Below are 20,865 nucleotides of genomic sequence, written 5' to 3'. Positions count from 1 at the left end.
ATACACCGCCATCGGGCGCAAGCCCCCTTCCACATTTGGCCTGCAGTGCGCGCAAGCGACCGCAAACCCTGTGCTAATATCGCGCCCCTGTTCATTTTGTATGTGGGTTGCTCCATGAAGTTGTCCATGCCGCGATTCAATCAAGCCGCTGTCTTGGTGGTCGGCGATGTCATGCTCGACCGTTACTGGCATGGTGGTACCTCACGGATTTCCCCTGAGGCTCCGGTACCGGTCGTCAAGGTCGAGCAAATCGAAGACCGCCCGGGTGGCGCTGCCAACGTCGCGCTCAATATTGCCGCCCTCGGTGCCCCGGCTTCCCTGGTGGGTGTGACCGGCGACGACGAAGCTGCCGAAAGCCTGGCCAACAGCCTGCAGGGGGCCGGCGTGCGGGCACTGTTCCAGCGCATCGCCCATCAGCCGACGATCGTCAAGCTGCGGGTCATGAGCCGTCACCAGCAATTGCTGCGTATCGATTTTGAAGAGCCCTTCGCCACCGACGCCCTGGCCCTCGGCGACCAGGTCGAGGCGCTGCTCGAAGGTATCAAGGTGCTGGTATTGTCCGACTACGGCAAAGGCGCCTTGCAGAATCACCAGGTGCTGATCCAGGCCGCCAAGGCTCGCAACATTCCGGTACTCGCCGATCCCAAGGGCAAGGATTTCTCGGTGTATCGAGGCGCCAGCCTGCTCACGCCTAACCTCAGTGAGTTCGAAACCATCGTCGGCGGTTGTGCCGATGAGCACGAACTGGTGAGCAAGGGCGCGGCGCTGATGGCCGAGCTTGATCTGGGCGCCTTGCTGGTGACCCGTGGCGAGCACGGTATGACCCTGCTGCGACCTGACCATCCGGCCATGCACCTGCCGGCGCGGGCCCGTGAAGTGTTCGACGTTACCGGTGCCGGTGACACCGTGATTTCCACCCTGGCGGCGTCTATCGCGGCCGGTGAGGAACTGCCCCACGCCGTGGCCCTGGCCAACCTGGCGGCGGGCATTGTGGTGGGCAAGCTGGGTACCGCGGCCATCAGCGCACCGGAGTTGCGCCGTGCGATCCAGCGCTCCGAAGGCTCGGAGCGCGGTGTGCTGGGCCTGGAGCAGTTGCTGCTGGCGATTGACGATGCACGTGCCCATAACGAAAGCATTGTGTTCACCAACGGTTGCTTTGACATCCTGCACGCCGGGCATGTGACGTATCTGGAGCAGGCGAGTGCCCAAGGCGATCGCTTGATCGTTGCGGTCAACGATGATGCATCGGTCAGTCGCTTGAAAGGCCCGGGCCGTCCGATCAACAGTGTCGATCGGCGCATGGCGGTATTGGCGGGCCTGGGTGCGGTGGACTGGGTGATCAGCTTCTCCGAGGGCACCCCGGAAAACCTGCTGGCCCAGGTCAAGCCGGACGTGCTGGTCAAGGGCGGTGACTACACCGTCGACCAGGTGGTCGGTGCGGATATCGTCAGCGCCTATGGCGGCACGGTCAAAGTGCTGGGGCTGGTTGAAAACAGCTCCACCACCGCTATCGTCGAAAAGATCCGCAACAACGAGTAATGCCCGTGGGGCGAGCCTGCTCGCCCCTAGGGGGCGTTCTCAATTGGTTTCCCCGCCGCGTTGTCGCCTTAAAGCGGGCCAGGCAAGGCGCAGGCCGCAGGGAATGGTTGTTCCCTTTCCAAGGCCTGCAACGCAGGCTGGCCCGCTTTAAGGCACAACCCGAAGGGGGAAACTAATTGAGAACGCCCCCTAGCCCTTCTTTGGCACGATCTTGCGCAGCATCTGCCGCGCCTTGCCGGTCAGGCGCTTGAGTTTCGAGTCCTTTTCCGGCTCTGCCAGGCCTTGCTGGCGCAGCCAATCCTTCCAGCGAATCCGCTCATCGCGCACCAGCCAGCCCTCTTGCTGGGCAAAGCTTTCCGCCAGGTACAAACCGCGTGTGCTGGCCGGGTACAGCTGATCTTTCTTGACGGTATACAGTTCGGCCAACGGCTCGCCGTCTTTCAATGGCATCAGGTACAGATCCGGGCGCTGACGATCCAGGCGCGCCACCAGTTGGTCACCTTCCAGGCGTTCATCCACATGGAACAAGCTCAGGGACTTGGCTTCCTTTGGCACTTCCAGGCGCAGGTCATAAATCAATTGCAGCGATGCCGTCGGCAGGTGCACATAGGCCCGTGGGCGCTCGATCAGTTGCGTGGTGGCGCAGCGTACCGGGCGTGCGGCGCCGGACAGGGGGCTCAGGCGAAACGGTAGGGCTTCGCGGTAATGCAGGGCGGCGGAGTAGGGCGCCGGTAGCCAGGTGTCATTGAAGCGCCCGCCGAGCCAGCCTTCAGGCGTCTCCAGCAGGCACTCTTCGGCAATTTCCTGGATCGCGGTGTGCAGCGGCAGGTTCAGTTCATGGGCCGGTACGTAGCCGGAGATCAGCTTGAGCACCACATCGCCGCGGTCCTGACGACGCTGGCGCACCAGCACCCAGTAATCCTTGTTTTGCCAGTGCAGTGTCAGGCGCACCGAGACGCCGAGGTTCGCCAGTTCCAGGGCGAAGCGTTCGGCATCCGGCACCTCCACCGGCTTGCGCCGTTGCAGGGTCTGGGCAAAGTTGAGCGGCATGCCGACGCTCTGGTAGCTCAGGCCTTCGGGGGTGGCCTCTACGTGCAGCGGCAGTGTCTTGAAGTTACTGGGGTTCTTTCTTATGAGCGTACGCGGCATGTCGGCTCCTTTGTGCGACGGGGTCGGCCGCGTGGGCGGCATCAGAGTTGACGGATGACTCGGGCAGCGGTTGCCACGTTATGGGCCAGGTGCAGCGGATTAATGGTCCCGACAATAGCACTGGCGACGCCCGTTTGCGCAAACAACAGCTGGAAACTGGCATGAATTGGATCCATTCCCGGCTCCAGGCACACGTGACCGCTGGCCAGGGCTTTTTTTACCAGGATGCCCTTGCCATGGGTGGTCGCGTAATCGATCACGGCTTTCTCGGCCTGTTCATTGAGGTTGTAGGTGACCATCGCGCAATCGCCCTGTTCCAGGGCCTTTATGCCGCCTTCGACGGTTTTGCCGGAGAAGCCGAAACCGCCGATCTTGCCGTCCTTCTTCAGTTGGGCCAGGGTCTGGTAAACCTCGCAGTCGTTGAGGATGTGCAAGTCGTTACCGTCGGAGTGCACCAGCACCAAATCGATAAAATCCGTTTCAAGGCGTTTCAGGCTGCGTTCGATCGACATTCGCGTATGGGCCGCGCTGAAGTCGTGACGGGACACGCCATCGGCAAACTCTTCGCCGACCTTGCTGACAATCACCCACTCGTTGCGCTGGCCACGCAGCAACGGGCCCAGGCGTTCCTCACTCATGCCGTAGGCGGGGGCGGTGTCGATCAGGTTGATGCCCAGCTCGCGAGCCTGGCGCAGCAGCATTCGCGCCTCGTCGTCGCCGGGAATCTGAAAGCCGCTGGGGTATTTGACCCCCTGGTCGCGGCCCAGCTTGACGGTGCCCAGTCCCAATGGCGACACCAGCAGGCCGGTGCTGCCCAACGGGCGATGCAGGTCGTGCAGGGTTGGCAGGCTCATGGCAACAGTTGCTCCCAGGCGGGTTGGCCGATAGCCGGTTTTGGCAGTTCGGGCAGTGGGGTGCTGGCGCCGGGGCGAATGCCGTCTCGCTCCAGAGCGTGGAGGACGCGGTCGGCGAAGTCCGGTGCCAGGGCCAGTTTGGTCGGCCAACCGACCAGCAGGCGGCCGTCTTCGGCCAGAAAGGCGTTGTCGGGCCGGCTCAGCCCCGATTGCAGCGGCTCGGCGCGCTCCACCCGCAGGGTCGCCCACCGGGTCTGGCTCATGTCGATCCAGGGCAGCAGGTGCGCCAGCTCTTTCTGGGCGGTGGCAATTTGTTCGTCAGGCGTACGCGCCACGCCATCGGCCTCGGCGATATCCCCGCCCAGGTACCACACCCAGTTGCCATCGGCGGCCGGGTGGGTGGTTACGGTGATGCGTGGCTTGGTACCGCCGCCCAGGCAATGGGCATACAGCGGCTTCAGGCCCGGGCCTTTGGCGATGATCATATGCAACGGGCGCTTTTGCATGGCCGGCTGGCTCAGGCCCAGGGCCGCGAGCAGGTCAGCGGTGCCGGCGCCGGCGCTCAGCACGATGCGCTGGGCACGGATCTCGCGGCCATCGACCTTCAAGCCCACCAGCGTATTACCGTCCAGCAACGGCTCGATTTGCTGGCCTGCGAGCAAGCCGTCACCCGCCAGTTGCGCCAGGCGTTCGATCAGGCTCGGTACGTCCACCACCAACTCCGCCAGACGATAGACCTTGCCCTTGAAGCGGCGGTCTTGCAGGGCAGCAGGCAGCTCTTCGCCCTTGACCTGATCAACGCGGCCGCGCACGGCCTTGCTGGCAAAAAAGCTGGTGAGGTTGCCGGCGAGGGTGCCCGGGGACCACAAATAATGCGCTTGGGACAACACGCGCACACCAGACAGATCCAGCTCACCGTCACCCGCAAGGGCTTCACGCCAGCGCCGCGGCATGTCGGCAATGGCTTCGGAGGCGCCGGTGAGGGCGCCATGCAGGGCGTATTTCGCACCGCCGTGAATGATCCCCTGGGACTTCACGCTTTGCCCGCCGCCCAGGCTGGCGCTTTCTACCAGTACCGTGGAAAACCCCTGGCGGCGCAGGCGCGCATTGAGCCAGAGCCCGGCAACCCCGGCGCCGACAATCAGAACGTCGGTGGAAATAACGGATGGCATCGGCGACCTCAGTGTTCAAGACAAGAGGCGCAGTATACAGGCTGTTGAGTGACGGTCAGTGCCCGGCGGTTTTCGAGAACAGCTGAATCACCACCACGCCCAGCACGATCAAGCCCATGCCCAGCATCGCCGGCACATCCAGCTTCTGCCCGTAGATGAACAGCGCCGCGACACTGACCATCACAATCCCCAGCCCTGCCCAGACCGCGTAAGCCACGCCCACGGGTACGGTGCGCACCACCAGGGTGAGCATCCAGAACGCTACGCCATAACCCGCGATCATCAGCAGCAGCGGGATCGGTGTGCTCAAGCCTTTGACCGCTTTCATGGAGACGGTGGCGATCACTTCCGAGCAAATGGCAATGGCCAGGTAGCAGTAGGCGGCGTTCATGGGGCAATCCTCAAGGTGAAGCTGGTTTGATAAGGTCGGCATTCTAGAGGTTCAACAGATGCGGTAAAGTCATTACCTATCCGAATTCAAGATAGGTTCAACCATGAGCGTGCAGTGGGATCTGGAACAGATGCGCCTGTTTGTCAGCGTTGCCGAGCAGCGTTCGTTCTCTGCCGTAGCGCGCGGGCAACGCAAGGCGCAATCGGCGGTCAGCAATGGCATCGCCCTGCTGGAGGCGGACCTGGGCGTCAACCTGTTTGAACGTAGTAGCGGCCGCCAGCCACGCCTGACCGAAGCCGGCAGCGTGTTGCTGGAAGAAGCACGTGAAGTGCTGCGCCAATGCGAGCGGCTTAACGGCCGGGCGCTGTCCCTCACCCGCGGCGAGGAAGCCTGCCTGCGGCTGGCCCAGGATGAGGCGATGTTGTTTCAGCCGGTGCTCGACAGCCTGGAGGCGCTGGCGGTGCAATACCCGCTCCTGGAAGTGCAGCTGTCCAGCGCCGCCCAGGGCGATGTGGCGCGCAAGCTGGTGGAGCGCCAGGCGGACCTTGGGTTGTTGTTCTATCACGACCAAATCCCGGAGGCCCTTGAGCGGCGGGTAGTGGGCAGTGTGGAAATGGTCACGGTATGCGGGGTGAATCATGCGCTGGCCAAGGAAACTTACGTGACTTGCCAGCATTTGGCCCAGCATCGGCAGTTGCTGATGTCGACCCAGACCAGCGTCTATCCCGGCAGCGAAGCGGCCAGCCCTCTGGTGTGGCGCGCCGACAGCTTCTACGTATTGGCCGAATGGCTGATGAGCGGCCTGGGCTGGGCCTGGCTGCCTCGGCACATCGTGCAATACCCGACCTACCAACAACAGATGGTCGAGTTAGCCAGCGAATGGACACCGCCGGCGCTGGTCGTGGAACTGGTATGGAGGCGCGATGAGCATCTGGGGCCCGCCGCTCGCTTCCTGGCCAAACGATTTGCCGAGTGCTTGCAGGCGATCGACTGAAAAAGCCGATAAACTCCGCCGCCATGAATAGAACTCTCTACAGCTGTCTGTTTTACCTGGCGCTGCCGTTGGTGGCCTTACGTTTATGGCTGCGCGCGCGCAAGGCACCGGCCTATGCCAAGCGTGTGGGCGAACGGTTTTCCTATGGCTTGCCGGTGATGCGCCCCGGCGGCATCTGGGTGCACGCCGTTTCGGTGGGCGAAAGCATTGCCGCCGCGCCGATGATTCGCGCTTTGCTGGCGCGGTATCCGCAACTGCCGATCACTGTCACCTGCATGACGCCTACCGGTTCCGAGCGTATCCAGGCGTTGTTCGCCAATGAGCCGCGCATCCAGCATTGCTACTTGCCCTACGACTTGCCTTGCGCCGCCAAGCGTTTTCTCGACCGTGTGCAGCCCAAGCTGGCGGTGATCATGGAAACCGAGCTATGGCCCAACCATATCCATGCCTGCGCTCAACGCGGTATCCCGGTCGCGCTGGCCAATGCACGTTTGTCGGCGCGTTCGGCAAAGGGCTACGCCCGGTTTGCCAAGCTGACGGCGCCGATGCTGGCGCAAATGAGCCTGTTCGCCGTGCAGACGCAAACCGAGGCGGAGCGCTTTCGCAGTCTGGGCGCACGGCCTGAAACGGTGGAGGTGACTGGCTCGATCAAATTCGACCTGACCATCGACCCCCAATTGACGGCCCGCGCCGCTGAGCTGCGTGAACAGTGGGGCGCCAGCGACCGGCCAGTGTGGATCGCCGCCAGTACCCATGAAGGTGAAGACGAAGTGGTGTTGGCTGCCCATCGCCAATTGCTGGCGAGCTATCCCAACGCGTTGCTGATTCTGGTGCCGCGTCACCAGGAGCGCTTCGACCCGATGTTCGAGCTTAGCGTGCAACAAGGGTTTGCCACGGTGCGTCGCTCCAGCGGTGAGCCGGTCACCGAGCAAACCTCGGTGCTGCTCGGCGATACCATGGGTGAGCTGCTGTTTCTCTACGCCCTGGCCGACAGTGCCTTTGTGGGCGGCAGCCTGGTGCCGACCGGCGGGCACAACCCGCTGGAGCCGGCGGCTTTGGGTAAGCCTGTGATCATGGGGCCGCACCTGTTCAACTTCCTCGAAATCAGCACGATGATGCGCGACGCCGGGGCGTTGCGAGAGGTGGATGATGCAGACGGTTTGGCCGAAGCGGTGCGCCAATTGTTCGAACTGCCGCAGGATGCGCGCAGGATGGCGCAGGCGGGGTTGAAAGTGATGCAGGCCAACCAGGGTGCGTTAAAACGCCTTTTGGACGGTTTGGAAAGATTGATCGCTCACTGACCCAGCGCCCATCAAATGTGGGAGGGGGCTTGCTCCCGATGGCAGTGGGTCAGCCAACCTATTGGGCGACTGACACAGCGCTATCGGGAGCAAGCCCCCTCCCACATTGGTTTGGCGGTGTATTTAATATCCCGGGCGGGCCTTGAGCTGTTCGGCAGCGGCCTTGGCCAGGTCCGGCGGCAGGAAGTCCTTGTCCGGGTTGTAGTCGGCCTTGAGGTAGCGCGCCAGGTCTTGCAGGTCCCCTGGGTTCAGGGTGCCCGCGGCCTGTTTCAAGCGCAGGTTGTCGAGGATGTAGTCGTAGCGGCTGTTGTTGTAGTTACGCACTGACGCATACAACTGGCGCTGTGAGTCCAGCACATCGACGATGTTGCGCGTGCCCACCTGATAACCGATTTCCGTGGCTTCTACCGCGCTCTGGTTGGAAATGATCGACTGACGGCGTGCCTGCACCTGCTCCACGTCGGTGTTCACTGCACGGTGCAGGTTGCGGGTGTTTTCCACCACCTGGCGGCGCAGGCCCTCGCGTTGTTGCTCGGACTGGTCGAGGCGTGAATAGGATTCGCGCACTTGCGAACTGGTGAGGCCGCCGCTGTAGATCGGGATGTTCAAACGCAGGCCGATGGTGCGTTGCGACACATCGCCACCGTACGGGATAGGCAACTGATTCGGGTTGCTGAACCCCAGGGCGTCGTTGTCGCCTTTTTCGTATTGCGCGACCGCATCGAGTGTCGGCAAGTGGCCGGCCTTGCGCTGCCTGAGGGTTTCTTCGGCGGCGGTCACGGCGTAATTGCTGGCCAGCAGATTGAGGTTCTGACGCCCGGCGGTTTCGACCCAGGCCTTGGCGTCGTTCGGCGCCGGCGGCAGCACCGGCAGCGTATGGACGATGCCCTGGATCGAGTTGTATTGGCGGTTGGTCAGGGTAATCAGCGCTTCGAAAGCGTCGTCTACCTGGCGCTGGGCCACGATGCGGTTGGCCCGGGCGGTGTCGTAGCTGGCCTGGGATTGCAGCACGTCGGTCTTGTCCGACAGGCCCACATCGAAGCGCTCATTGGACTGGTCGAGCTGACGCTTGAAGGCATTTTCTTCGGCCTTGGTCGACGCCAGGTTGTCCTGGGCACGGAGCACGGCGAAGTAGCTCTCGGCACTTTGCAAAATCAGGTTCTGCTCACTGGCCGACAGTTGCAGCGAGGCTTGCTCGTTGACGGCTTCGGCAGCTTGCAGCTGGAACCAGCGATCGGCGCGGAACAGCGGCTGGCTCAGGGTAGCGCGCCAGGAGTGGGCGTCACGGTTGGCCGTGGCGGCGGGCTGGTCGATCTGGGTGCGCACATTGTTACTGTCGGCGCCGGCCGACAGGTTCGGCAGCAAGCCTGCGCGCGCCTGGGGCACCACCTCTTTTTGCGCGCCATATTGAGCGCGGGCAGCGGCCAGGTCGGCGTTGTTGCTCGCCGCTTCCTGATAGACGCTGACCAGATCGGTGTTGGTGGACAAGGGCGCTTCAGCTGCCCAGACCAGTCCGTTGGTCGCACAAGACACGGCAAGAGCCAGTGAAAGTTTGCGCAGCATGAGGCGATCCCTAATTTAAATATTACGGCAATAATTTAGCGCTCAAGGCTAAGGCTGGCCATTCCTGGCGTCAAGCCTTGAAGCAGTGCCCGAGTGTAGTTGCCGGACCTGCGCACAACAATCCCACGATCACGCCATTCATCACGCTGAATGCACCGCTATTGGCAATTTGCCCACGCCATGGTCTAGACTGGCCGCGTTCTTGTCGGGGTGCCTTGTTGGAAGGCTGAGATCGGTAAATACCGGATCCCGTTGAACCTGATCAGGTTAGCGCCTGCGTAGGGAACAAGATTTCTCGTCACCCGGCGAGTCCTCTTGTGCTTCGTCCGGGATGTTGTTCGACAATCGAACAGCCCTCGTGCGCCAAGCACAGCACTGGTTCCAGTGCGTCCGTCCGTCACAGGTTCGCTCCGACAAAAATCCACCGCCTGGATCAGTTGGAGAGCCCGTGATGAGCACTGAGATAAAAAGTACAAAACCAAAAAATACTGTGCACCTGAGTGAATCGGCCAAGGTCGACTCCGGCTCCGTGCAGCCGTTTACCCGCTCGCAGAAAATCTACGTGCAGGGCTCGCGCCCCGACATCCGCGTACCGATGCGGGAAATCAGCCTGGATGTGACCCCCACCGAGTTTGGCGGCGAAATCAACGCCCCTGTGGTGGTCTACGACACCTCCGGCCCCTATACCGACCCCAACGTCATCATCGATGTGCGCAAAGGCCTGGCTGATGTGCGCTCGCCGTGGATCGAAGAGCGTGGCGATACCGAGCGGTTGTCCTGCCTGAGTTCCAAATACGGCCAGGAACGCCTGGATAACCCGGACCTGGCCTACCTGCGCTTTGCCCACCTGCAAAACCCGCGTCGGGCGAAGGCCGGTGCCAACGTCAGCCAGATGCACTACGCACGAAAAGGCATCATTACGCCCGAGATGGAATACGTGGCCATCCGCGAAAACATGAAGCTCGAAGAAGCCCGTGCAGCCGGCCTGCTCAAGCAACAACATGCCGGGCACAGCTTTGGTGCCAGCATTCCGAAAATCATCACGCCTGAATTCGTGCGCGAAGAAATCGCCCGCGGCCGCGCAATTATCCCGGCCAACATCAACCACACCGAGCTGGAACCGATGATCATCGGCCGTAACTTCCTGGTGAAGATCAACGGCAATATCGGCAACAGCGCCTTGGGTTCGTCCATTGAAGAAGAAGTGGCGAAAATGACCTGGGGTATCCGCTGGGGTTCGGACAACATCATGGACTTGTCCACCGGCAAACATATTCACGAAACCCGCGAATGGATCATCCGTAACTCGCCCGTACCAATTGGCACCGTGCCGATCTACCAGGCCCTGGAAAAAGTCGACGGCGTGGCCGAGGACCTGACCTGGGAGTTGTTCCGCGACACCCTGATCGAGCAAGCCGAGCAGGGTGTGGACTATTTCACCATCCACGCCGGCGTGTTGCTGCGTTACGTACCGCTGACTGCCAACCGCGTGACCGGCATTGTCAGCCGTGGCGGCGCGATCATGGCCAAGTGGTGCCTGGCCCACCACAAGGAAAACTTCGCCTACACGCATTTCGAAGAAATCTGCGAAATCATGAAGGCCTATGACGTCAGCTTCTCCCTGGGGGACGGCCTGCGCCCGGGTTCGGTGGCCGATGCCAACGACGCTGCGCAATTCGGCGAGCTGGAAACCCTGGGCGAGTTGACCAAGATCGCCTGGAAGCACGACGTGCAAACCATGATCGAAGGCCCCGGCCATGTGCCGATGCAGTTGATCAAGGAGAACATGGACAAGCAACTGGAGTGCTGCGACGAGGCGCCGTTCTACACCCTCGGCCCGCTGACCACCGACATCGCGCCGGGCTACGATCACATCACTTCAGGTATCGGCGCGGCGATGATCGGCTGGTTCGGATGCGCCATGCTCTGCTACGTCACGCCCAAGGAACACCTGGGTTTGCCGAACAAGGATGATGTGAAGACCGGGATCATCACCTACAAGATCGCCGCACACGCCGCAGACCTTGCCAAGGGCCATCCGGGTGCGCAGATTCGCGATAACGCCTTGAGCAAGGCACGCTTCGAATTCCGTTGGGAAGACCAGTTCAATCTCGGCCTGGACCCAGACACCGCACGGGCGTTTCACGACGAAACGCTGCCGAAGGAGTCGGCCAAGGTGGCGCATTTCTGCTCCATGTGCGGGCCGAAATTCTGTTCGATGAAGGTGACTCACGAAGTGCGTGAGTATGCGGCCAACCAGCGTATTGAAGCGGTGGATGTGGACGTGGCCAAGGGGTTGGCCGAGCAGGCGGAGCGGTTCAAGCGCGAAGGCAGTCAGCTCTACAAGAAGGTCTGATCCCGAGTCGGCGGTGCCTGCACGGCCGTCATCGCGGGCAAGCCCGGCTCCCACAGTTGATCGAGTTGTAGACAATTTTTGTGTCCACAGCCGGTCCCCTGTGGGAGCGGGCTTGCCCGCGATAGCGATCTCCCAAACAACAAGTGCCCCTTAGAGATCACACCCTTGGGCGGTCAGTGGCCCGCTGACGTTTGTACGGCAAATCCTGCGCAAATGGGGGATTTGGCTGCTGGCACTGGCGGGCGCCGGGCTCGGCATTCCGCTGCTGTTGATTCTGCTCGATGAGTCGGAAAACGCCTTTGCCGATATTCACTCGGCGGCGGTGTCCAGTGGGATGCTGTTGCGTATGAAAGTCGAGCACCTGGCGTTGGTCATTGGCCTGGTCTGTACCTTGATTGCCTGTTTTGCACCCTTGGCGCAATACCAGAACTTCCTGCTGCTGATCGGCTCAGTGTTTGCGCCGCTGTTCGGCGTGGTCGGTGCGACCCTGCCGGCATTGCTGCTGGCAGGGCTGTTGCAGTTGATTCTGGGCCGGGTTAGTGGCGTGCAGGCATCAGTTCAGGCTTGATCACACCCGTGAGGCGCGTATAGGGGATGGTAATTTCGATCAGCCCCTGTGCGTAAGGGGCGATGGTGGCAACGTTGTACTTGAGTACTACGCCACCACTGGTCAAGGCCACGTTCGGGGTTTTCTGGAACGGCCAGTTCTTCAGGAACTCCGGATCGCGGTCCATCTTGGTGTTGATCAACCAACTGTTATGCGCAACTTTCGCGGTGTTCCAGAATGCCTGCTCCTGGCCCGGCAGCAACATGTCAGCCAGGCTCAACTCCTTGTGCAGCAGGCGCGAATAGTTGATGAAACCACGGCCCGGCTCACCATGAGCGACGCCGGTGTCGAGGTAGCTGGACACTTCAACGATCACCAGTGCGTCATGTTGCTCGCGTACCTTGGCTTGCAGATACATGCTGTGGCGGTCCGCGGATTCGCGCAGGAACTTGTCTCGATAGGCATTGAGCGTGGCAGGCACACTGGCGCCGGGCGTAGTGCGGGTCATCTGCAGCAGGCGCTGTTCCACCAGGCTGTCGAGTTGCGGGTCGGCGGGGAAGTGCACGGTATCGATGTTCACCAGTGGGCAGTCCGGGCTATCACAGCCAGGCTTGATCTGTTCCGACTTGTCGGTCGTGACGTCCAGCGGCTTGAGCTGGCCGGGTTGGAACAGGCTCTGGCAAGCACCCAGGGTCAAGGCAATACAGGCCATGGAGGCGATTTTGAAAAGCGACATGTGTGTCCTTCGTAAATCGATGGAAAGCGAAAAGAGTAGCGCTTGGACTGCCAACAAGGCAGTCAGTTCGCCACTAGACTGATGGGGGAGAGTTTGACGTCCGCCGCCGGTCCCGGCAACCGGAAAGGGGCTGCATCAACGGGCAACGGCGCGTTAGGATGGCGCCAATTGCACAAGCACACTCCTTGTCAAAGAGAGGAAACACATGACGGACACCGCGAAGTCCACGCCGAACAAGATCGAGATCGTTCAGCGCGACAATAGCTACCAGGGCTTCTACAAGCTCGATCACGTGCAACTGCGCCACGAGAAATTCGACGGTGGCATGAGCCGCGTGATCAGCCGCGAAGTCTTCGTTCGCCATGACGCTGTGTGCGTGCTGCCCTACGACCCGCAACGTGACGAGGTGGTGCTGATCGAACAGTTCCGCGTGGGCGCCATGGGCCGCGCCGGCAACCCGTGGTTGGTAGAGATGGTCGCCGGCCTGATTGACAAGGATGAGCAACCGGAGGAGGTTGCACACCGCGAGGCCGAGGAGGAAGCTGGGTTGACGTTCTCCGCGCTGTGGCCGATCACCAAGTACTTCCCGTCGCCCGGCGGCAGTACCGAATTTGTCCACCTGTACCTGGGCCGTTGCGACGGCACGGGTGCTGGTGGCATCCATGGATTGGAAGAAGAGGCAGAAGATATCCGCGTCACCGTCTGGGCATTCGAAGACGCCCTGCAAGCGGTGCGCGACGGCAAAATTTCCAATGCAGCCAGCATCATCGCCCTGCAATGGCTTGCGCTTAACCGCGCGGAAGTGAGGGGGCTATGGCAGTAAAGGCACGGGAACGTTATCGAGTTGACCTGATCGGGCTGCAAGCCGCCTGCGAGGCCAATTATGCGCGGCTGATGCGCCTGCTTCCCGACATGCGTCACACTCCCGAGGCGCGGCGTATCGCCGTGACCCATGGCGACCAGATGCTTGGTGTGCTGACCCTGGAAGTCATCGTCAATTGCCCGTACACCACCACCCTGCGCGTACGCCAGGAACACAGCCTGCCCTGGCTGCCGGTGCCGCAACTTGAAGTGCAGGTGTACCACGACGCGCGTATGGCCGAAGTGATCAGCGCCGAACATGCGCGACGCTTTCGCAGCATCTATCCTTACCCGAATGTGTTCATGCACCAACCCGATGAGAAAGCACAGCTCAATGTGTTCCTCGGTGAATGGCTGAGCCACTGCCTGGCCCTGGGCCATGAGTTCGAAGTTGTGCGCTAGATGTGAATTGAGCCTGTTTCTCAGGTTTCCTCTTTGAGTCCTGCCCTAGCATAATCGTCAAATTATCCATGCCTGTGATTGCCAGGGAGAGCGCCTTGCCTCGCGTACCCACCATGAACCTTGATGCTGCGTTGTTGGTGCAATTGTCCGACAGCCATCTGTTTGCCGAAGCGGGCGGTACGCTGCTGGGCATGAACACCCGTGCAAGCTTGCAAAGCGTGATCGACTTGGTGCACGAGCAACAGCCGCGTATTGACCTGGTGCTGGCGACGGGCGACTTGTCCCAGGACGGCACACTGGCGTCGTACCAGCTATTTCGGAACATGACCGCGCCCATCGGTGCGCCGGCGCGCTGGATCCCGGGGAATCATGACGAGCCGCAGGTCATGGCCGAGGCCGCTGTGCAAAGCGATTTGCTCGAGCCCGTGGTGGACGTGGGCAACTGGCGCATAACCCTGCTGGACTCCGCAGTACCGGGTTCGGTGCCCGGTTACCTGCAGGATTCGCAACTGCAATTGCTTGCCCAGGCCCTGAGCGAGGCGCCCAGCCGCCATCATCTTGTGTGCTTGCACCATCATCCAGTGTCCATCGGCTGTGCGTGGATGGAGCCGATCGGCCTGCGCAATCCCGAGGCGCTGTTTGCCGTGCTTGACCGCTTCCCGCAGGTCAAGGCGCTGCTCTGGGGGCATGTGCATCAGGAAATCGACCGCGAGCGCAACGGCGTGCGGTTGCTGGCCTCACCGTCTACCTGCATCCAGTTCGAGCCGGGCAGCGAGGATTTCCAGGTCAGCGAGCAAGCGCCGGGGTATCGCTGGCTGCGCCTGTATGCCGACGGGCGGTTGGAGACGGGGGTAGAGCGGCTTCGGGACTTCGCGTTTACCGTCGACTACGGCAGCAACGGCTATTAAGACCTGCAAACACTGATCAAATGTGGGAGGGAGCAAGCCCCCTCCCACATGGGTTCTGCGGTGTCTGGAAGATCGGGTGCTCACACCTCACTCCGATCCCTGTAAACTGCGCCTCTTTGGCCCAAGCACGGAGAGCCCGGCATGTCCGCTTCGATCCTGTATATCCACGGCTTCAACAGTGCGCCAGCCTCCAACAAGGCCAGCCAGTTGATCACCGTAATGGGCAAGCTTGGCCTGTCCGACCGTTTGCGTGTGCCGGCCCTGCATCACCACCCGCGTCAGGCGATTCTGCAATTGGAGCAGGCCATTGACCAACTGGGGCGGCCGCTGCTGGTCGGCAGCTCACTCGGCGGCTACTATGCAACCCATCTTGCCGAACGCCATGGCCTGAAGGCGCTGCTGGTCAACCCGGCGGTCAGCCCCCATCGGATGTTCGACGGTTACCTGGGCACCCAGAAGAACCTCTACACCGATGAGACCTGGGAGTTGACCCATGATCACGTCGCAGCGCTGGCCGAGCTGGAAGTACCGGCGCCGCAGGATGCAGGGCGGTATCAGGTGTGGTTGCAGACCGGGGACGAAACCCTGGATTATCGCCTCGCCCAAGCGTATTACCGAGCCTGTGCCTTGCGCATCCAGGCCGGTGGCGACCATGGTTACCAAGGGTTCGCCGAGCAACTGCCGGCCTTGTTGAGTTTTGCCGGCATTGGCGCAGATCAGTATCAATCCTTCGATTTTTCGTCACTGTAAAAAATCGCAGGTCACTTTTTAATCGAACGACTCACGACGAGACCCCATGGCCACTCCCAGCGCTAGCTCTTATAACGCCGACGCCATCGAAGTCCTCTCGGGCCTCGACCCGGTGCGCAAACGCCCCGGCATGTACACCGACACCAGCCGGCCGAACCACCTTGCCCAGGAAGTCATCGACAACAGCGTCGACGAAGCCTTGGCCGGGCACGCGAAGTCGGTACAAGTCATCCTCCATGCCGATCACTCCCTTGAAGTGTCCGACGATGGTCGCGGCATGCCGGTGGACATTCACCCGGAAGAGGGCGTGTCGGGCGTCGAGCTGATCCTCACCAAGCTGCACGCCGGCGGCAAGTTCTCCAACAAGAACTACCAGTTCTCCGGTGGTTTGCACGGCGTGGGTATTTCGGTGGTCAACGCCCTGTCGACGCAAGTGCGGGTCAAGGTCAAGCGCGACGGCAACGAGTACCAGATGACCTTCGCCGATGGCTATAAAGCCACCGACCTGGAAGTGGTTGGCACCGTTGGCAAGCGCAACACCGGCACCAGCGTGTACTTCGCCCCGGACCCGAAATACTTCGATTCGCCGAAATTCTCCATCAGCCGCCTCAAGCATGTGCTCAAGGCCAAGGCCGTATTGTGCCCCGGCCTGCTGGTCAGCTTTGAAGACAAAGGCACCGGCGAGAAGGTCGAATGGCATTACGAAGATGGCCTGCGCTCGTATCTCGAAGACTCTGTCAGCGACTTCGAACGCCTGCCCAACGAGCCGTTCTGCGGCAGCCTGGCGGGTAATAAGGAAGCCGTCGACTGGGCCCTGCTGTGGTTGCCCGAAGGTGGCGACAGTGTGCAGGAAAGCTACGTCAACCTGATCCCCACCGCCCAGGGCGGCACCCACGTCAATGGTTTGCGCCAAGGCTTGCTGGACGCCATGCGCGAATTCTGCGAATACCGCAGCCTGTTGCCGCGCGGCGTGAAGCTGGCGCCGGAAGACGTGTGGGAGCGCATCGCGTTCGTGCTGTCGATGAAGATGCAGGAGCCGCAATTCTCCGGCCAGACCAAAGAGCGCCTGTCGTCCCGTGAGGCGGCGGCATTTGTCTCCGGTGTGGTCAAGGATGCCTTCAGCCTCTGGCTCAACGAGCACCCGGAACTGGGCCTGGCCCTGGCGGAGCTGGCGATCAACAACGCCGGTCGTCGCCTGAAGGCCAGCAAGAAAGTCGAGCGCAAGCGCATCACCCAGGGCCCGGCATTGCCCGGCAAACTGGCCGACTGCGCCGGGCAGGACCCGATGCGTTCCGAGCTGTTCCTGGTGGAAGGTGACTCTGCCGGCGGTTCCGCCAAACAAGCGCGGGACAAAGAGTTCCAGGCGATCCTGCCGTTGCGCGGCAAGATCCTCAACACCTGGGAAGTCGACGGCAGTGAAGTGCTCGCCAGCCAGGAAGTGCACAATATCGCTGTCGCTATCGGTGTCGACCCTGGCGCGGCGGACATGAGCCAGCTGCGCTACGGCAAGATCTGCATCCTCGCCGACGCCGACTCCGACGGCCTGCACATTGCTACGTTGTTGTGCGCGTTGTTCGTGCAGCATTTCCGCCCATTGGTGGATGCCGGTCACGTCTACGTCGCCATGCCGCCGCTGTACCGCATCGATTTAGGCAAGGAGATTTTCTACGCCCTGGACGAAGCCGAGCGCGATGGCATCCTCGATCGCCTGGTGGCCGAGAAAAAACGCGGCAAGCCACAGGTCACGCGATTCAAGGGCCTGGGTGAAATGAACCCACCGCAGTTGCGCGAAACCACCATGGACCCCAATACCCGGCGCCTGGTGCAACTGACCCTGGAAGACTTCGCCGGCACCTCGGAAATGATGGACATGCTGCTGGCGAAGAAGCGTGCGCCGGATCGCAAAGCCTGGCTGGAATCCAAGGGCAACCTGGCCGAGGTTCTGGGCTGATGCGTACAGGCTTCGCCCTGGCGATGCTGATGTTGAGCGCACTGGCAACTCCCCACGTGGTTGCCGCCGGCGTGGCAGAGTTGCAGCTGGTATCCGAGCACCCGGTGGACGGCATGCGCGGCGGTAACCTGTCGGGCCTGGCGTTGTGTGGCGCAGAACTGTGGACGGTTTCCGACCGCGATGATGATCAGATCTACCGCCTGGATACCCGCGCACCGACCTGGAACGCCGAAGCTCTGAAGATTGACGTGCCGCCCGTGCCCGAGTCGGGTTTGCCCTGGGGGCTGCGTTCACGCACCAAGGCCGCGTCGTTCATTCGCGGTGGTGACCTGGATTTCGAGGGCATCAGCTGTGATGCCGCAGGTAACCGCTACATTGTCAGCGAAGCCCATGCTGCAGTGCTGCAGGTACCTGCGACGGGCGCGCCCGAGTGGTTGAAAATCGCCCCGGGCATGGTGCGTGAGGCGCGGGCCAGTGGCATGTTGCTGCACTTCAATGCCTTGTTCGAGGGCCTGGCGGTGAACCCCGAAGGCAACCAGATCTGGCTGGCCGCCGAGCGTGAGCGTCGCGGCCTGATCTCGATCAAGCGCGGGCAAAGCGTATGGGATTGCGATGGCCGGTGCGTGTTGTTGAGCGAGGCCGGGCAGGAAGTGCAACCGGCGCAGTTTACCAACGCCAAGGCAGTGTCCAATGACTTTGCCGACCTGGCGCTGTTCAATGGCAAGCTGTTTACCCTGGAGCGCAATGCGTTCCAGATTTGCCGACGCGACACAGTCACGGCCAAGGTTGAGCTGTGTTGGTCGTTTGCTGAAGAGACCCTGACGCCGCAGCGGCGTTATCCACAGCCTTACGGCCTGGCCGAAGCCCTGCTGTTGGACGCCGACGGTGCATGGATCGGTATAGACAACAATTTCGGCCCCCGCGCCGATGGTGAAAAACGCCCCGTGGTCTATCGTTTCGCCGCCCCTGCCGGTGGCTGGAGCGCCCAGCCATGAGCCAGCCGTTTTTTCAATTGACCCGGCGCAGCGGCAGTTCCGCTGCGCGTTACCCAACAATGATGAGGCCCGCATGAGTGACATCCTCGCAGACAGCTTAGATGGCGTAGAACGCCGGTCGCTGGCTGACTTCACCGAAAATGCCTACCTCAACTACTCCATGTACGTGATCATGGACCGTGCCCTGCCGCATATCGGCGACGGCCTCAAGCCCGTGCAACGGCGCATTATCTACGCCATGAGTGAGCTGGGCCTGGACGCTGATTCCAAGCACAAGAAGTCGGCGCGTACTGTCGGTGACGTACTCGGTAAGTTCCACCCCCACGGCGATTCGGCGTGTTATGAAGCCATGGTGCTGATGGCCCAGCCATTCAGCTATCGCTATACGCTGGTGGACGGGCAGGGCAACTGGGGTGCGCCGGATGATCCCAAGTCCTTCGCCGCCATGCGTTACACCGAAGCGCGGCTGTCGCGTTATTCCGAAGTGCTGCTCAGCGAGCTGGGCCAGGGCACGGCGAACTGGGGGCCGAACTTTGACGGCACCCTCGACGAACCCCTGGTATTGCCAGCGCGTTTGCCGAATATCCTGCTCAATGGCACCACCGGTATCGCCGTTGGCATGGCCACCGACGTGCCGCCGCATAACCTGCGCGAAGTCGCCACTGCCTGCGTGCGTCTGCTGGACGAGCCCAAGGCCACGGTCGAGCAATTGTGTGAACATATCCAGGGCCCGGACTACCCGACCGAAGCGGAAATCATCACGCCGCGCGCCGACCTGCTGAAGATGTACGAAACCGGCAAGGGCTCGGTGCGTATGCGCGCCGTTTACCATATCGAAGACGGCGACATTATTGTCACCGCGCTGCCGCACCAGGTGTCCGGTGCCAAGGTGCTGGAGCAGATTGCCGCGTTGATGCAGGCCAAACCGTCGAAACTGCCCCAGGTTGCCGACCTGCGTGACGAGTCCGACCACGAGAACCCATGCCGCATCGTGATCATCCCGACCAACAGCCGGGTCGATCACGAAGTGCTGATGCAGCATCTGTTTGCCAGCACTGACTTGGAGTCCAGCTACCGGGTCAACGTCAATATCATCGGCCTGGATGGCAAGCCGCAGTTGAAAAACCTGCGCAACCTGCTGGTGGAGTGGCTGGAATTTCGCGTACAGACCGTGCGCCGCCGCCTGCAGTTTCGCCTCGACAAGGTCGAGCGCCGCCTGCATCTGTTGGACGGCTTGCTGATTGCCTACCTCAACCTGGATGAAGTGATCCATATCATCCGTACCGCCGAGCACCCGAAAGCCGAGTTGATCGCGCGTTTCGAGCTGAGCGAAATCCAGGCCGACTACATCCTCGACACGCGCTTGCGCCAATTGGCACGCCTGGAAGAAATGAAGCTGCGTGACGAGCAAGACGCGTTGCTCAAGGAACAAGCCAAGCTGCAAGCGCTGCTGGGCAGCGAAGCCAAGCTCAAGAAGCTGGTACGCAGTGAGCTGATCAAAGACGCCGAAACCTATGGCGACGACCGTCGTTCGCCGATCGTCGAGCGTGCTGAAGCCAAGGCTCTGACAGAAACCGAGTTGTTGCCTAACGAGAAAATTACCGTCGTTTTGTCGGAAAAGGGTTGGGTTCGTTCCGCCAAAGGGCATGATATTGACGCCACCGGCCTTTCGTACAAAGCCGGTGATGGCTTCAAGACCGCCGCCGCCGGGCGCTCCAATCAGTTTGCGGTGTTTATCGACTCGACCGGGCGCAGTTATTCGGTGCCGGCCCACACCCTGCCGTCCGCACGGGGGCAGGGCGAGCCGTTGACCGGACGCCTCACGCCGCCACCGGGGGCGAATTTCGAGTGCGTGCTGCTGCCGGACGATGATTCGCTGTACGTCATCGCCTCTGACGCCGGTTACGGTTTCGTGGTCAAGGGTGAAGACCTGCAAGCCAAGAACAAGGCGGGCAAGGCGCTGTTGAGCCTGCCGAACAACGCCAAGGTGATCCTGCCAAGGCCGGTGGATGATCGTGAAAGCAACTGGTTGGCTTCGGTGACCACCGAAGGGCGTTTGCTGGTGTTCAAGATCAGCGATCTGCCGCAGTTGGGCAAAGGCAAGGGCAACAAGATTATCGGGATCCCCGGTGACCGGGTGGCCAGTCGCGAAGAGTACGTGACAGACATCGCCGTGGTCCCGGAAGGCTCTACCCTGGTGCTCCAGGCCGGCAAGCGCACGTTGTCATTGCGCCCAGACGACCTTGAACACTACAAGGGCGAGCGTGGTCGACGCGGTAACAAACTGCCTAGAGGTTTCCAGCGAGTGGATGCCTTGTTGGTAGAAACGCCGGTTTAAGGCGTACTAGGGGGCGTTCTCAATTAGTTTCCCCGTCGCGCCGGGTCTGCTGTTGTGC

General features: G+C 61.6%; 17 protein-coding genes, 1 pseudogene and 1 riboswitch. Of the genes and pseudogenes, 12 read left to right on the top strand and 6 right to left on the bottom strand.

The features are described from left to right. The first annotated feature begins 114 nt into the window (after positions 1–114). Positions 115–1,539: a bifunctional D-glycero-beta-D-manno-heptose-7-phosphate kinase/D-glycero-beta-D-manno-heptose 1-phosphate adenylyltransferase HldE gene (gene hldE / locus E4P00_RS28160; protein WP_032878253.1), complete on the top strand. Its 1,425-nt coding sequence runs from the start codon at positions 115–117 to the stop codon at positions 1,537–1,539. A 189-nt stretch (positions 1,540–1,728) separates the two neighbouring features. Here the strand turns inward: hldE and E4P00_RS28155 are convergent, their stop codons facing one another. The 4 genes from E4P00_RS28155 to E4P00_RS28140 are packed head-to-tail and all read right to left on the bottom strand — an operon-like array spanning position 1,729 to position 5,105. Beyond that, positions 1,729–2,688: a metal ABC transporter ATPase gene (locus E4P00_RS28155; protein ID WP_216090651.1), complete on the bottom strand. Its 960-nt coding sequence runs from the start codon at positions 2,686–2,688 to the stop codon at positions 1,729–1,731. A gap of 41 nt (positions 2,689–2,729) precedes the next feature. Beyond that, a complete protein-coding gene (locus tag E4P00_RS28150; RefSeq protein WP_032878250.1) occupies positions 2,730–3,542 on the bottom strand; it encodes an aldo/keto reductase in 813 nt (270 codons plus the stop codon). Next, positions 3,539–4,714, bottom strand: a complete 1,176-nt coding sequence (locus E4P00_RS28145; RefSeq protein ID WP_078820133.1) for an FAD-dependent oxidoreductase — start codon at positions 4,712–4,714, stop codon at positions 3,539–3,541. Before E4P00_RS28145 ends, E4P00_RS28150 begins: the two co-directional genes overlap by 4 nt. 55 nt (positions 4,715–4,769) lie before the next feature. After that, positions 4,770–5,105, bottom strand: coding sequence for a multidrug efflux SMR transporter (locus E4P00_RS28140; RefSeq protein ID WP_005784167.1), 336 nt, complete (start codon positions 5,103–5,105; stop codon positions 4,770–4,772). 103 nt (positions 5,106–5,208) lie between these two features. Here E4P00_RS28140 and E4P00_RS28135 point away from each other — a divergent pair, with 103 nt between their 5' ends. Then, a complete protein-coding gene (locus tag E4P00_RS28135) occupies positions 5,209–6,099 on the top strand; it encodes a LysR family transcriptional regulator (protein ID WP_216090652.1) in 891 nt (296 codons plus the stop codon). A 23-nt stretch (positions 6,100–6,122) separates the two neighbouring features. Beyond that, entirely contained in the window at positions 6,123–7,400 is a 1,278-nt protein-coding gene (waaA, locus tag E4P00_RS28130) for a lipid IV(A) 3-deoxy-D-manno-octulosonic acid transferase (protein WP_216090653.1), read from the top strand. Between the two features lie 123 nt (positions 7,401–7,523). Here the strand turns inward: waaA and E4P00_RS28125 are convergent, their stop codons facing one another. Continuing rightward, positions 7,524–8,963 (bottom strand): TolC family outer membrane protein, encoded by a 1,440-nt coding sequence (locus E4P00_RS28125; RefSeq protein WP_005784173.1) that lies wholly within the window; start codon positions 8,961–8,963, stop codon positions 7,524–7,526. 196 nt (positions 8,964–9,159) lie between these two features. After that, positions 9,160–9,265, top strand: a riboswitch (TPP riboswitch). 149 nt (positions 9,266–9,414) lie between these two features. On the opposite strand from E4P00_RS28125, the gene thiC reads away from it, so the two are divergent. Together thiC and E4P00_RS28115 are read left to right on the top strand one after the other, a co-directional pair. Then, positions 9,415–11,319, top strand: a complete 1,905-nt coding sequence (gene thiC / locus E4P00_RS28120) for a phosphomethylpyrimidine synthase ThiC (RefSeq protein ID WP_032878242.1) — start codon at positions 9,415–9,417, stop codon at positions 11,317–11,319. A gap of 226 nt (positions 11,320–11,545) precedes the next feature. Further along, positions 11,546–11,887: pseudogene (locus tag E4P00_RS28115) on the top strand (putative hydroxymethylpyrimidine transporter CytX); the annotation flags it as partial. On the opposite strand, the gene E4P00_RS28110 reads toward E4P00_RS28115, so the two are convergent. Then, positions 11,856–12,602, bottom strand: a complete 747-nt coding sequence (locus E4P00_RS28110; protein ID WP_032878238.1) for an RsiV family protein — start codon at positions 12,600–12,602, stop codon at positions 11,856–11,858. The pseudogene E4P00_RS28115 and the gene E4P00_RS28110 sit on opposite strands and share 32 nt — an antisense overlap. A 205-nt stretch (positions 12,603–12,807) precedes the next feature. Here E4P00_RS28110 and E4P00_RS28105 point away from each other — a divergent pair, with 205 nt between their 5' ends. The 7 genes from E4P00_RS28105 to parC all read left to right on the top strand — a co-directional run bounded on the left by E4P00_RS28105 (position 12,808) and on the right by parC (position 20,807). Beyond that, entirely contained in the window at positions 12,808–13,425 is a 618-nt protein-coding gene (locus E4P00_RS28105; protein ID WP_032878236.1) for an NUDIX domain-containing protein, read from the top strand. Further along, on the top strand, positions 13,416–13,865 hold the full coding sequence (locus E4P00_RS28100; protein WP_003209507.1) for a DUF1249 domain-containing protein: 450 nt from the start codon (positions 13,416–13,418) through the stop codon (positions 13,863–13,865). Before E4P00_RS28105 ends, E4P00_RS28100 begins: the two co-directional genes overlap by 10 nt. 95 nt (positions 13,866–13,960) lie before the next feature. After that, positions 13,961–14,773 (top strand): 3',5'-cyclic-AMP phosphodiesterase, encoded by an 813-nt coding sequence (gene cpdA / locus E4P00_RS28095; RefSeq protein ID WP_248133462.1) that lies wholly within the window; start codon positions 13,961–13,963, stop codon positions 14,771–14,773. A gap of 141 nt (positions 14,774–14,914) precedes the next feature. Next, positions 14,915–15,523: a YqiA/YcfP family alpha/beta fold hydrolase gene (locus E4P00_RS28090; RefSeq protein ID WP_078820136.1), complete on the top strand. Its 609-nt coding sequence runs from the start codon at positions 14,915–14,917 to the stop codon at positions 15,521–15,523. Between the two features lie 46 nt (positions 15,524–15,569). Further along, positions 15,570–17,474: a DNA topoisomerase IV subunit B gene (gene parE / locus E4P00_RS28085; protein ID WP_005784190.1), complete on the top strand. Its 1,905-nt coding sequence runs from the start codon at positions 15,570–15,572 to the stop codon at positions 17,472–17,474. Next, a complete protein-coding gene (locus E4P00_RS28080) occupies positions 17,474–18,469 on the top strand; it encodes an esterase-like activity of phytase family protein (RefSeq protein WP_216090654.1) in 996 nt (331 codons plus the stop codon). Before parE ends, E4P00_RS28080 begins: the two co-directional genes overlap by 1 nt. A gap of 73 nt (positions 18,470–18,542) precedes the next feature. After that, entirely contained in the window at positions 18,543–20,807 is a 2,265-nt protein-coding gene (gene parC, locus E4P00_RS28075) for a DNA topoisomerase IV subunit A (RefSeq protein WP_032878231.1), read from the top strand. The last annotated feature ends 58 nt before the right edge of the window (positions 20,808–20,865 follow it).

The organism is Pseudomonas sp. B329, assembly GCF_023127835.1.
Classification (GTDB): Bacteria; Pseudomonadota; Gammaproteobacteria; order Pseudomonadales; family Pseudomonadaceae; genus Aquipseudomonas; species Aquipseudomonas synxantha_A.
Note: the sequence above shows the minus strand (reverse complement) of the source record. Positions and strands in the feature narration are given on the sequence as shown.